The organism is Asprobacillus argus (genome assembly GCF_032248395.1).
GTDB classification, from domain to species: domain Bacteria; phylum Bacteroidota; class Bacteroidia; order Flavobacteriales; family Flavobacteriaceae; genus Polaribacter; species Polaribacter argus.
Genome location: NZ_JAVTTO010000005.1, coordinates 196,253 through 208,969, shown reverse-complemented (window position 1 = coordinate 208,969; position 12,717 = coordinate 196,253). Strand labels below are relative to the sequence as shown.

At 35.0% G+C, this 12,717-nt stretch carries 13 protein-coding genes and 2 tRNA genes; all 15 read right to left on the bottom strand.

The window, feature by feature from the left end:
• Window positions 1-12: 12 nt before the first annotated feature.
• The 15 genes from RQM59_RS13630 to RQM59_RS13560 all read right to left on the bottom strand — a co-directional run bounded on the left by RQM59_RS13630 (window position 13) and on the right by RQM59_RS13560 (window position 12,701).
• Window positions 13-1,455 (bottom strand): amidohydrolase, encoded by a 1,443-nt coding sequence (locus RQM59_RS13630; protein ID WP_349242673.1) that lies wholly within the window; start codon window positions 1,453-1,455, stop codon window positions 13-15.
• Window positions 1,456-1,484: 29 nt separating this feature from the next.
• Complete coding sequence (scpA, locus tag RQM59_RS13625; protein ID WP_349242672.1) at window positions 1,485-3,548, bottom strand: methylmalonyl-CoA mutase; 2,064 nt, start codon at window positions 3,546-3,548, stop codon at window positions 1,485-1,487.
• Window positions 3,549-3,851: 303 nt separating this feature from the next.
• Window positions 3,852-5,237: a methylmalonyl-CoA mutase subunit beta gene (locus RQM59_RS13620; protein WP_349242671.1), complete on the bottom strand. Its 1,386-nt coding sequence runs from the start codon at window positions 5,235-5,237 to the stop codon at window positions 3,852-3,854.
• Window positions 5,237-5,551 carry an FtsB family cell division protein gene (locus RQM59_RS13615; RefSeq protein WP_349242670.1) on the bottom strand — a complete coding sequence of 105 codons (315 nt, stop codon included), beginning with the start codon at window positions 5,549-5,551 and terminating at the stop codon, window positions 5,237-5,239. Before RQM59_RS13615 ends, RQM59_RS13620 begins: the two co-directional genes overlap by 1 nt.
• Window position 5,552: 1 nt before the next feature.
• Entirely contained in the window at window positions 5,553-6,158 is a 606-nt protein-coding gene (udk, locus tag RQM59_RS13610) for a uridine kinase (protein WP_349242669.1), read from the bottom strand.
• 103 nt (window positions 6,159-6,261) lie between these two features.
• A tRNA-Thr gene (locus RQM59_RS13605) sits at window positions 6,262-6,335 on the bottom strand.
• 194 nt (window positions 6,336-6,529) lie between these two features.
• A tRNA-Pro gene (locus RQM59_RS13600) sits at window positions 6,530-6,604 on the bottom strand.
• Window positions 6,605-6,650: 46 nt separating this feature from the next.
• Window positions 6,651-7,949, bottom strand: a complete 1,299-nt coding sequence (locus RQM59_RS13595; protein WP_349242668.1) for a cryptochrome/photolyase family protein — start codon at window positions 7,947-7,949, stop codon at window positions 6,651-6,653.
• A 4-nt stretch (window positions 7,950-7,953) separates the two neighbouring features.
• The gene (locus RQM59_RS13590) at window positions 7,954-8,418 is read right to left on the bottom strand and encodes an SRPBCC family protein (protein ID WP_349242667.1); all 465 of its coding nucleotides are present in this window, start codon (window positions 8,416-8,418) and stop codon (window positions 7,954-7,956) included.
• Between the two features lie 2 nt (window positions 8,419-8,420).
• A complete protein-coding gene (locus tag RQM59_RS13585) occupies window positions 8,421-8,882 on the bottom strand; it encodes a TspO/MBR family protein (RefSeq protein WP_349242666.1) in 462 nt (153 codons plus the stop codon).
• 3 nt (window positions 8,883-8,885) lie between these two features.
• A complete protein-coding gene (locus tag RQM59_RS13580) occupies window positions 8,886-9,359 on the bottom strand; it encodes a glutathione peroxidase (protein WP_349242665.1) in 474 nt (157 codons plus the stop codon).
• A 129-nt stretch (window positions 9,360-9,488) separates the two neighbouring features.
• Window positions 9,489-9,713, bottom strand: a complete 225-nt coding sequence (locus RQM59_RS13575; RefSeq protein ID WP_349242664.1) for a hypothetical protein — start codon at window positions 9,711-9,713, stop codon at window positions 9,489-9,491.
• 3 nt (window positions 9,714-9,716) lie between these two features.
• On the bottom strand, window positions 9,717-10,421 hold the full coding sequence (folE, locus tag RQM59_RS13570) for a GTP cyclohydrolase I FolE (RefSeq protein ID WP_349242663.1): 705 nt from the start codon (window positions 10,419-10,421) through the stop codon (window positions 9,717-9,719).
• Between the two features lie 309 nt (window positions 10,422-10,730).
• The gene (locus tag RQM59_RS13565; protein WP_349242662.1) at window positions 10,731-12,041 is read right to left on the bottom strand and encodes an ABC1 kinase family protein; all 1,311 of its coding nucleotides are present in this window, start codon (window positions 12,039-12,041) and stop codon (window positions 10,731-10,733) included.
• A 9-nt stretch (window positions 12,042-12,050) separates the two neighbouring features.
• The gene (locus RQM59_RS13560; RefSeq protein ID WP_349242661.1) at window positions 12,051-12,701 is read right to left on the bottom strand and encodes a TetR family transcriptional regulator C-terminal domain-containing protein; all 651 of its coding nucleotides are present in this window, start codon (window positions 12,699-12,701) and stop codon (window positions 12,051-12,053) included.
• Window positions 12,702-12,717: the final 16 nt, after the last annotated feature.

The following is a 12,717-nucleotide window of genomic DNA, read 5'->3' as shown; positions in this document are numbered from 1 at the left end:
GGGTTGAATTTTTTACTTTTTTTGAGATGGGATTGGAGGTGGTCCCTCTGGAATGATCGCTTTGTAAACAGTACTACCTTTACGCTTCTTATATTCTGCTTTTACTTTTTGTACTAGGTCCGGATTTTCAAAGAGATCCAACATGGTCATAGACATAGCTTTAGATGCATGCAACATACCTTTATGACCGATGCTCATTCCGCCACACGCAACTACAGCCCACGAATGCCATGGCGTATCCTTTGGAGCTGTGGTTACTACAAGGTTAATATTAGCAACGTTCCAACTTACATCGCCAACATCTGTAGACCCTCCTCCAGGGTTTTCTCTGGTTTCTTGTAGCGGTTTAATGGTAATATCCATACCTACCTGTTCCTTATTGGTTACTTCTTGTATCTTTTTTCCGAAAGCAATTTCCTCATTAGTATATTGAATGGGCCCTAGTAACTCTAAATTCTGCTGCATGATTTTTCCTCCTTCTCGATTTACTAATACTTCATAAATTCCTGAAATCAAGGATACTTTATAATCAACATTTGCCATAATCGCAGCTCCCTTTGCCATTTCTTTCACACGCTCATATACTGGCATCATTCCAGATCGTTTGGTGTCTCTTACTCTAACCCAAAGACGAGCATAATCAGGTACAACATTAACTACTTGTCCGCCATCTTGAATGTGATAATGCATACGTACTGTCGGCTTTACATGCTCTCTATAATAATTGATTCCTGAAGTATATAGCTCAAGAGCGTCTGAAGCACTTCTTCCATTCCATGGGTCGGCAGCTGCATGTGCTGCTTGACCGTAGAATTCAACTTTAAAATCAATTAGAGCTAATGAACTTTGCACATCTGCTTCTGTTTTTGCTGATGGATGCCAGCTGATATTGACATCAACGTCGTCCCATAGCCCTGCATTTACCATCCATATTTTTCCAAAGAATTTTTCTTCAGATGGTGTGCCAAAGAACTTCACAGTTCCTTTGATCTTTCCAGATTGAATCAATTCTTTGATAGCAACCGCCGCTCCTAGACTTCCAGCGCCAAATAAGTTATGGCCACAGCCATGGCCGTTTCCCCCTTCTATTAAAGGATTCTTGGTGGGTTGTGCTTTTTGAGAAATTCCTGGTAAGGCATCAAATTCGCCTAAAATACTTATTACAGGTGAACCAGATCCATATGTAGCAACAAATGCAGTAGGCATTTCGGCAACACCTCGTTCTACTTTAAAACCTTGTTTTTCCGCATAACTTGCTAGTATTTCCGAAGACTGTGTTTCTTCAAAAGCGGTTTCCGCCAAACTCCAGATTTCATCACTAATTTTAATAAGTGCAGTCTGATGCTTTTGTATAGATGTTAATAGTGCTTTTTTGTTTTTTGAAAGTCCTTTTTGTCCATATGAAAATGAGGTGACAAAAAGAATCAATACAACGAGTGTAAGTCTTTTATTCATGTGATTGTCAGTTTCTTGCTGAAAAGATACTAAGAATCTACTACAGAATCAATTAAAATTGTAATCATGTCAATAGCTGCCTGAGCAATCTTAGTCCCCGGTCCAAACACACCCACGGCTCCTGCGTCAAATAAAAATTGATAGTCTTGTGCAGGAATAACACCCCCAACAATAACCATGATGTCTTCACGACCATAGCTTTTCAGTTCTGCCATTACTTGAGGTACTAATGTTTTATGGCCTGCTGCCAAAGAAGAGATTCCTAAAATATGAACATCGTTCTCTATAGCTTGTTTTGCAGCTTCTTTCGGAGTTTGGAAAAGAGGTCCAATATCAACATCAAAACCAAGGTCAGCATACCCGGTAGCTACTACTTTAGCACCTCTATCGTGACCATCTTGTCCTAGTTTTGCAATCATAATACGAGGCCTTCTTCCTTCTAATTCAGCAAATTTATCTGCTAACTCAGTAGCCTCTTTAAATAATTTATCGTCTTTTATTTCTTTACTATACACTCCGGAAATGGTTTTATGAACAGCTTTATGCCTTCCAAATATGGTTTCAAGTGCATCTGAAATTTCACCCAACGTAGCTCTTTCTCTTGCCGCTCTTACCGCCAAATCTAATAAATTTCCTTCACCTGACTTTGCACAATCCGTCAGATCTTGTAAAGATTGAACAACGCGTGCAGCATTTCTTTTTGATTTTACATGGTGCAACCTTTCTACTTGACTAATTCTAACGGCTTCATTATCCACCTCCAAAATATGCAATCGATCTTCTTGCGCTAATTGATATTTATTAACACCAACAATTACATCTTGTCCACTATCGATCTTTGCCTGCTTTTTAGCTGCTGCTTCTTCGATCCGCATTTTTGGAATGCCTTTTTCAATGGCTTTGGTCATACCACCCAACTCTTCTACTTCTTGAATCAGTTCCCAAGCTTTGTTTGTAATATCTTCGGTAAGTTGTTCTACATGGTAACTACCGGCCCATGGATCTACTGTTTTGGTAATATGTGTTTCTTGCTGCAAGTAAATTTGTGTGTTACGCGCAATTCTAGCAGAAAAATCTGTTGGCAAGGCAATGGCTTCGTCTAGGGCATTTGTGTGCAAACTCTGCGTGCCGCCAAATACAGCAGCCATAGCTTCTATGGTTGTTCTTGCTACATTGTTAAACGGATCTTGCTCCGTTAAACTCCATCCACTGGTTTGACAGTGTGTTCTTAAGGCTAAAGATTTTTGATTCTTTGGATTAAACTGGCGTACTAATTTTGCCCATAACATTCTTCCTGCTCTCAGTTTTGCGATCTCTTTAAAATGATCCATACCAATGGCCCAAAAGAATGATAAACGTGGTGCAAAACTATCGATGTCCATTCCCGCTTCTAGTCCTTTTTTAATATACTCTAAACCGTCGGCTAGTGTATATGCTAGTTCGATCTCAGGAGTGGCTCCAGCTTCTTGCATGTGATACCCAGAGATAGAAATAGAGTTGAACTTAGGCATATGATTACTGGTAAACTTAAAGATGTCAGCAATAATTTTCATTGAAGGAGTTGGAGGATAGATATACGTGTTTCGCACCATAAACTCCTTTAGTATATCATTTTGAATCGTACCCGAGAGTTGTTCTTGACGAACGCCTTGTTCTTCCGCTGCTACTATATAAAAGGCCAGAATTGGTAATACTGCGCCATTCATAGTCATAGACACGGACATCTTATCTAAGGGAATCTGATCAAATAGAATTTTCATATCTTCTACTGAATCAATGGCAACCCCCGCTTTACCTACATCACCTTGTACTCGTTCATGATCGGAATCATAACCTCTATGCGTTGCCAGATCAAAAGCAACAGACAGTCCTTTTTGACCGGCAGCCAAATTTCTGCGATAAAAAGCGTTGCTCTCCTCTGCGGTCGAAAATCCCGCATATTGTCTGATAGTCCATGGTCTCCTCACATACATGGTTGAGTAGGGACCACGAAGGTTTGGCGCAATTCCAGCAACAAAATCCTCATGCTTAAACTTTTTTGAAGAGGTTTTTTGCTTTTTAAGTGTTATATGGTCTATGCTTTTTCGCGTCATATCTTTTTCTTCGAATCTAACTTCATCAGTTTATATAAATCTTCACTTATAATATCTACTCGTTTTTGAATTTTATCGATCTTCAATTTTATGATCAATAAATATATTCCCACTATAATTATAAGACAAGCAACAAAAAAATAAATAAATGTTTTACTACTTGAAAAGAAACCAATAATATAATTTTCTAAAACCACTACCAAAATGAGGAGTGGCATAATAATTATAAACAAATCATTAAATCTTCTTTTCCGTAATTTCTTGATGGCTGCTTTTTTAGATTTTTGTTCTCTCTTTAACTTTTCAATTTTTCTCGGGCTTCGGTTCATCTATCCTATTATTTTCTAAGTTAAGTCGTTCTGACTCATAAGATTCAGAAAGACGCTTAATTAATATGGGGGAGATTAGCGTTTTTATGTGTTTCTTTTTCAAAAATGGATAGATTTCTAAATCATCTTTCATACTATCCTTATCATTAGGCAATACATTCGATCCTAATAAGACTATTTCTTTTGAATTGAATTTTTCTTGTTCTTTATTGGCACTTTCATTGATCTTTTTTTGAATAGTACCTTCTTTCAGGAGTTTCAAAAAGCCTCCTTTTTTTTCTATCTTCTTTAGTAAATCTAATGATTTTTCAGCTAACTGACTCGTTATCTTTTCAATATAATAAGCTCCTTCAGCAAAATCTTGTGCCTCAGCCAAATAACTTTCTTGTTGTAAAATCAATAATTGATTTCTAGAAATACGTTCTCCAAACTCATTTGATTTGTGATACAAAGCGTCATAAGTTATATTAGACACTGTATCAGAGCTTCCTAGAATAGCACTCATAGATTCACTCGTCGTTCTCAGCATATTTACATTATAATCGTATAATGTTTTATTTCGAATACTGGGTTGCGTAAAAATATGTGGTGTTACATTCGAAATTCCATATGCGGAAACCAAGGAATCCCAAAGAAGGCGAAATGCTCTTATCTTTGCTATTTCAAAGAAATAGTTACTTCCAACTGAAAATGTGAAATGTATATTGCGTGCAGATACTTCTGAAAATTTATTAAGGTACTCGTTGGCATGTGCCAATGTATAAGCAAGTTGCTGAACAATGTTTGCTCCGGCATTTTGGTACAAACTAAGGTCTACCATGATAGCATTGTCAACTTTTTGTACTACTTCTTCAAGTTTAGAGAAATCTTCCTGTAAGTTCGTATACCAATTACCAGTTCTTGCTAGATTCCCAACAATATCTAGTTGAAAATAAATGTTGTTAGATGTACTATGCTCAGAAAGTTCAACGATAAAAGATGTATCTAAAAATTGAAGTTTGAAATAGATCAACGTGTTTTCGATCTCAATATTTTGAAGTACTTGCTTGTAATCAAATTTTCGATTTGCGATAAACTGAATAGCATTGGCGCCCCTTTTTAGAGCATCTTTAGCCAAGGTGTTTGCTATGTGTTCATCATCAATAAAAATAGACTGACAGATGTTAAACCCTTTTTGAGGGACCGTTATTTTTGAGTCTGATCGATCTTCGCTGGTATAGAAAGGTTTGATAACAATACCTTCGCTTGATGTATGCAATAAAGTTTCATTATAATCCAAGCCTTTTAGGTCAACTTGAATCTTTTGTTTCCAAGCAGCGGGCGAAACAGGCGAAAATTCTTCAAATAAATAATGGCTCATTACTTTTTAATAGTATCAGGTTCTATGATATAAACGTCTTCGTTCTTTCTTTTCAATAAATACTGCTCTCGAGCAAATTTTTCTAGTTGAGAGCTGTCTTTAAGACTGTTGATCTCTTTATTGTTCTTTTGTGTTTTATTTGTGTAAAAGGCATTGATGTTCTCTAAATCTTTGATCTCTTTGTCGAACTCTTTATTTAAATAATAATTCTCGTCAAAGAAGAACATCCAAACAAAGAAAATGATCAATATTAAGACATACTTATTCGTAAGGATCTTAAAAACGATATGTTTCTTTATTTGTTTTAGAGTCATATTATAACCTCTCGTTGATTACTGTTCTAACGATATCTATGGCTACCGTATTATACCTGTCGTTAGGAATGATAATATCGGCAAAATTCTTTGTAGGTTCAATAAATTGTTGATGCATAGGTTTTAAAGTATCTTGATATCTATTTAAAACTTCATCAATATCTCTACCTCTTTCTGAAATATCTCGGCGTACCCTTCTAATCAATCGTTCATCAGCATCGGCATGTACAAATATTTTAATGTCAAATAAATTACGCAACTCCTCGCTATTAAAAATTAAAATACCTTCCACAATGACCACTTTTCTTGGGTGCGTAGAAATAGTATCCTTAGTTCTGTTATGCGTAACGAAAGAATAGATCGGCTGGTCAATTACCTTATCATCTTTTAAATCTTTTAAATGTTGAATGATCAGATCGAAATCGATTGCTCTTGGGTGGTCAAAATTGATCCGGGTTCGTTCTTCGTAACTAAGATCATTAGTAGCTTTGTAATAGGAGTCCTGTGAGAGCACACAAACTTCATCTGCAGGTAATTCATTAATAATTTGATTTACTACGGTGGTTTTCCCGCTTCCAGTACCTCCAGCTATTCCAATTATAAGCATGCGTTGAGTAATTAATTTGACGAATAAGTGGATACAAATTTAGCAAAAATAAAGGGGATTCTATGGATAAAAGAAAGCTCCTTTATATAAAGGAGCTTTAAAGAGCCGATGGAGGGACTCGAACCCACGACCTGCTGATTACAAATCAGCTGCTCTAGCCAGCTGAGCTACATCGGCTTTTGACCGTGCAAATATAAATTTTAGAATAAAAAAAAGAAGCAAAAAAGATGTTTTTTTGTCGAAATGAGAGAATTATTTCATGATCCTCCATAAGTACGTTGCAAATTAAAGCAAGGCTTTAATTTAACTAAAACTAAAAAAGCTCTCTTAAGAAAGTAAACTTTCTACGAGAACTTCATGGCTTTAGGTTGTCGGGATGAGAGGATTCGAACCTCCGATCTCTGGTCCCCCAGACCAGCACTTTAACCGGACTAAGCTACATCCCGAATTGGTGAGACAAATATAATCGACCTGTTTTAAATTGCAAAGATTTTAAGACAAAGCTTCTTTATACATTTTTAAACAACGCTCTCTGGCAAATGTATGTTCTACCATTGGAGGGGGATAGGTAAATTCTTGGAATTCTGGCACCCATTTTTTTATATAGACCAGGTTTTTATCGAACTTTTGAATGTGCGTAGTCGGGTTAAAAATTCTAAAATAAGGAGCGGCATCCACGCCACATCCAGCTACCCATTGCCAATTTCCAACATTGCTGGCCATTTCGTAATCATGTAGTTTCTCGGCAAAATATGCTTCCCCCCAACGCCAATCAATCAACAAATGTTTACAGAGAAAACTCCCTACTAGCATCCGAACCCTGTTGTGCATAAAACCGGTCTGATTTAATTGACGCATTCCTGCATCTACCAAAGGATAACCAGTCATTCCTTCGCACCATTTTTTGAACTCTTCTTCGTTATTCCTCCATTCTAGTCGTTCGTATTTTGGTCTAAAACAGGTGTCTGTTGTCTGCGGAAAGTGCCAAAGTATTTGCATAAAAAACTCCCTCCAAATCAGTTCTTTTAAGAAAGTGCTATTATATTGTTTAGCCGCTTTAGCGACAATTCTTCGAATACTTACGGTTCCAAAACGCAGATGTGTCCCTAATTTAGAAGTTTGATCTAAGGCTGGGAAATTTCGAGTTGCTTCATATTCATCTATCAAAAGAGAATCTAAATGAAAAGATGCTACTTTTACTTTCGAGGGTGTAAAACCAAGATCTTGTAATGATACTTGAGGATTGTCTTTGGAAGTAAGAAAATGCTCGATCATGTTGGCAGATGTGTTAGTTTTAGGAGTCGTCATCTGATATTTCTCGAGCCATTTTTTTGAATAAGGCGTGTACACAACATAAGGAGTGCCATTAGGTTTTACTACCTCGTTTTTTTCAAAAATTACTTGATCTTTGAAAGAGTGAAAATTAATAGATCTAGATCGAGAGAATTCTCGAATACTATTATCTCTTTCTTTAGCGTAAGGCTCGTAATCATGGTTCGTGTAAATTGCAGAAACATCATGTTCTTTTAAAATCTCGTTAAAAATTTTCAAAGGGGTACCATGGTATATAGCAATAGCTTTACCTTGCTTTTTAAGAGTTCTATTTAATTGATCTAATGTCTCATAAATAAAAGTTACACGTGCGTCATCTTTTGGTAGCTTAGATAGAATATCTGGATCAAAAATGAAGATGGGTAATACAGGTATTCCAGAGTTTAATGCATGGAATAAAGCTGTATTATCATCTAATCTCAAGTCTCTGCGAAACCAAAAAACAACAACGTTTTCCATAGTGTTATTTATATTCCCCAAATAGTTCAACGAGTTTTTTCTGTCTATATGCAAATATTTCCTTCAATTTAGGTTTTACTAAAATTGGATGAACCAGTCTTCCAAGTATTCCAAAAGGAACTTTGTAATCTATTATGTCTTCCATTTCTACGCCCCTATCAATCTCTTTTATAAAGTGTTTATGGTGCCATAGTGCATAGGGGCCAAAACGTTGTTCATCTACAAAGTAATGTTTATCTACTATATGAGTTATCTCCGTAACCCACTTGGTTTTGATACCTAGTACAGGCGTAACAATATATTGAATGATTTGTCCTGCGTACATAGGGCGATCAATGCCTGATAAAATATCAAAACTCATATAATCTGGAGTGATGGTTTTTAGATTCTTAGGATCTGATAAAAACTCCCATGCTTGATCTAGAGTTATGGGAAGATTTTGTTTTTTGTGCAACCTGTAAATTTTCATGATTAGTTATGAATTAGAATGTATAGATTTAAAGAGGTTGCTATACACAACCAGATCATGTATGGAAGTAGTAGATAGCTATAGTTCTTAACATCTTTTTTAAATGTGAAAAAGAAATAAAAGATCAATGATGTTAAAAGTATAATAACAATAAGTCCGCCAGCGATTTCGTACTGATTAAAAAAGACATAATTCCAGCCAACGTTTAAAATCACTTGCGCAATAAAAAAACGTAAAGCAGTTAAAGAATAATGATTTTTAAATAATTCGGACAGATATATTGAAAAACAGAGCATAATGGTCGTCCAGGCCGCACCAAAAACCCACCCCGGAGGTGTCCACGGGGCTTTACTTAAATCTTGATACCATGATGTTTCAGGGCCGTTATTCATTAGCCAACTACCCAAAGCCAACCCACCAAAATTAATAAGCAAAAATAGAAGTAGGAGCGTGAATTTTTTCATGGACTAAATTAAGTGCTTGGTGATTTTTTTACTTGTTGGATTTGTCATAGAGTAAAAATAATCTATAAACTCTCCTTCTTTTCCTATAAGGTATTTTTGAAAGTTCCATTTTACAGAAGAGCTTTTTCTACCATTTTCGGACTTTGAAGTCAGCCAAGCATAAAGAGGGTGCTGATCTTTACCTTTTACCTCTATTTTTTCAGTCATTAGAAAGGTAACACCGTAATTGATTTCACAGAAATTTTGTATCTCGTTGGCATTTCCTGGTTCTTGTTTGCCAAATTGGTTACAAGGCACGCCAATCAGTACCAATGAGTCTTTATAAAAATTATGAAGTTCCTGGAGCCCTTTATATTGCGGAGTAAATCCACATTTTGAGGCGACATTTACAAAAAGCATGTTTTTGCCTTTAAAATCTGATAAGTGTATTGGTTTTCCTTGTAGGGTGTTAATAGGTATTTCGTAAATAGAAGACATAGTGTATTACTTAAATGAGTGCTGTAATAAAATGTTGAGGGAACTATTGCTAAATAGATACTTCTATTTAAAAGAATCAATTAGCACAGCAATCTGCGCTAATTGATGTATTTTGAATGTAACTTATTTCTAAGCCGCTGTAGGTCTACCCTTCAGTCTTTTTTCTATTTTTTGCTTAATAACAGTAAGTCTCTTCATAATATCCATAAGGTCAGCATCTTTTGTTTCCTTATAGATTTCGTTTAAAGAAAGAATCAATCCTTTAACTTCTCTTGAAGCTAAGATACGGTCACTAGTTGTAACAAACTTGTGCTTTCTGTTCTCAAATTCTAAAGCTTTTTCTATAATATCCATATACTAATTATTTATATGATTTAACAATTCATTAATCTTAGATGGTGTGTTGAAAATACCACCATAATAAGAGGTAACTGTAGATGATGTATCATCTTTAATTCCTCTGGAAGATACACATAAATGTTTAGCATCTATAATAACTGCCACATTTTCTGTATCTAATATTGTTTTTAGTTCATTTGCAATTTGGTTGGTCAACCGCTCCTGAACTTGTGGTCTCTTGGCAAAATACTGAACTATTCTATTTAATTTAGAAAGCCCAATGACTTTTCCTGAAGATACATACGCCACATGTGCTTTACCAATAATTGGAACAAAATGATGTTCACAATTCGAGTAAAACGTTATATTTTTTTCTACCAACATCTGATTGTATTGGTATTTGTTGTCAAATAACGCAACTTTAGGCTTATTATTAGGGTTTAAACCAGAAAATATTTCTTCAATATACATCTTGGCTACCCTTTCTGGTGTTCCTTGTAGGGAATCATCTGTTAAATCTAAGCCCATTACATCCATGATTTTTGCAAAGTGAAAGGCTATTTTTTTCTTTTTTTCTTCGTCAGAAGTATCAAAAGCGTCCACCTTCATGGGTGTTTCTAATCCGGTATATAAATGATCGTCTCCTATTTCATCTATCGAAAATCTTTCAATTCTCGCTTCTATACTACGTTTTTTTTGAGGTACTACAGTATCTATACTCATGTTGTCTTTTTTTAGTGCTGTCTTTAAGTACTCCAATCTTAATGCAAAGCACTGATTATTTTTCGAAATAGAGTGGTATAGTATTATTTATTTTTTATAATCCTATAAGTTATCTTTATGGTATTTCCGTTTATTATAGTCGAAATAAAAGCAATTTCCTTAAAGACTTCATACTCAAATATATAAAATGTTTAACAATAAAACAAAAAGATTAAACAAAAATTAACAAAACATTACAATTTAATCAAAAATGCATTTACAGGTTGCTAGCAACCTATCTATTAGTAGCTTAACGTTGCGAGATGTTACTTAATATTTGTTAAAGTTTTTAATTTTAACATCTTTTGCTTTTAGATCAAACATCAAATTATACAATCCAAAAAAGGTCCTGTTGATATAGATAAAATGTTTAGATCCTCTATTGCCATTCATTTTACGCAACTCAGTATTCTTACTATATCGTTCTCCCAACTCGGCTATTTGGTTAAAAAATACTGGGTCAGAGAAATCGAAAGTTTCAGTATTAAATGGTTGTGTAAATAGGCTTAGCAATTCGTGAAACATATTTGTAAAAAATGTAATCTCTTCTGGTGTGTCATCCTCTCTTAGGATTTCAAGTTCATACAATTTCTTTGAGAAAAACTCTGGGTCCTTTAGGTTTTCTTTAGAGGCGAGTTCAAAATATGGAATGTAAAAACTATTTGGAATTGTTTTCATACATCCAAAATCCAGTGCTATTAGTTCTCCTTCCTTTGAAATTAAGAAATTACCAGGATGAGGATCGGCATGCACTTTTTTCAGGTTATGAATTTGATGCATATAAAAATCCCATAGCGCTTGTCCTAATTTGTTAGACAGCTTTTGGTTGGTATTGTGATTCGTAAATTCTGAAAGGTGCTCTCCTTTCATCCAATCCATGGTGATAATTCTATCAGAGGACAGTTCAGGGTAATATTTGGGAAAGCGAAGGTTTGGAATATGTGCACATTTATCCACAATTTCCTGACTTTGTGCTACCTCCAAAATATAGTTCGTTTCTTCGACCAGCTTTTCTTCGATTTCTTTAAAATATTTATCAGAATCTTTCCCTCTAATATTAAACATTTTAATAGCTATTGGTTTTACAAGAGCCAAGTCAGAAGCAATACTTTCTGCTACTCCAGGGTATTGAATTTTAACGGCTAATTCTTTGCCGTATTTTTCAGCTTTATGAACTTGTCCAATACTTGCTGCATTGACTGATGTCACATTAAAAGTATCGAACATTTCACTAGGATGTTTCCCAAAGTACTTTTTAAATGTTTTCAATACTAATGGCGGAGACAATGGTGGTACCGAAAACTGAGCTAAAGAGAATTTTTCTACGTAGGCTTGTGGTAAGATGCTCTTTTCCATACTTAGCATCTGAGCAACTTTTAAAGCACTTCCTTTGAGTTGTTTTAGTCCGTCATAAATATCTTCTGCATTATCTAGGTTTAACTGTTCTTTTGCGTCTTCTTCGGTCTTTGTAATTCTATTTCCGTAGTACTTTAAATAGTTTACACCAACTTTGGCGCCGGTTTGCACAAGTTTAGAGGCTCTTTGAATTTTAGATGTAGGTATTTTGTCTATAGTTTTCATGGTCGTGTATTACAGTTGAACTTTTTCTTTGAATAAGAATTTCCCAAGATCGATGATGCTTTTTAAAGGAGCCACATCTATAATATCAAAACCTGTATTGATAGACTTTTCGATAAAAATGTCTGTTTTCTCAAATGAAGGAGAAATATCATCTAACCAAAATTTAAGTGTTATGAGTAATTGGATCCATGCTGACTCTTGCATACTCTTCTTTTGAATCTTTTCTAGTTGTTCTTGCTTTAATTCAACTGTCTCTATCGGAAGGTGATTTATGTAATGAACATAACTTTTTCTGAGCTCAGATAAAGCTTTTAAAGACCTTAAGTCTTTCTTACTTCCAAGTACATGCACAACATAACTCCTGTTTGCAGTTAAGTTTTCGAAAAAAGTAAAATAGAACATCAATAACTTGTTTCTTGCATCGAAGTTTTGATACTCTTCTGACGTATCTAAAACTGAAATGGTGTTATCAAAAAATGCTTTAAAAACGCCTTTTTCTAGCGCTTCAAATGACGCAAAGTACTTGTAAAAATCAGACTCAGGAAAGTCATTCTCTTTTGCAAAACTAAATACAGATGCTGGTTGTTGACTCTTTTCTAAAACATGTTCCATATACCATGAAATGATGTCATTTTTCGAAGTGCTTTTCTTTGTTGCCATGATGTTTAAATATTAC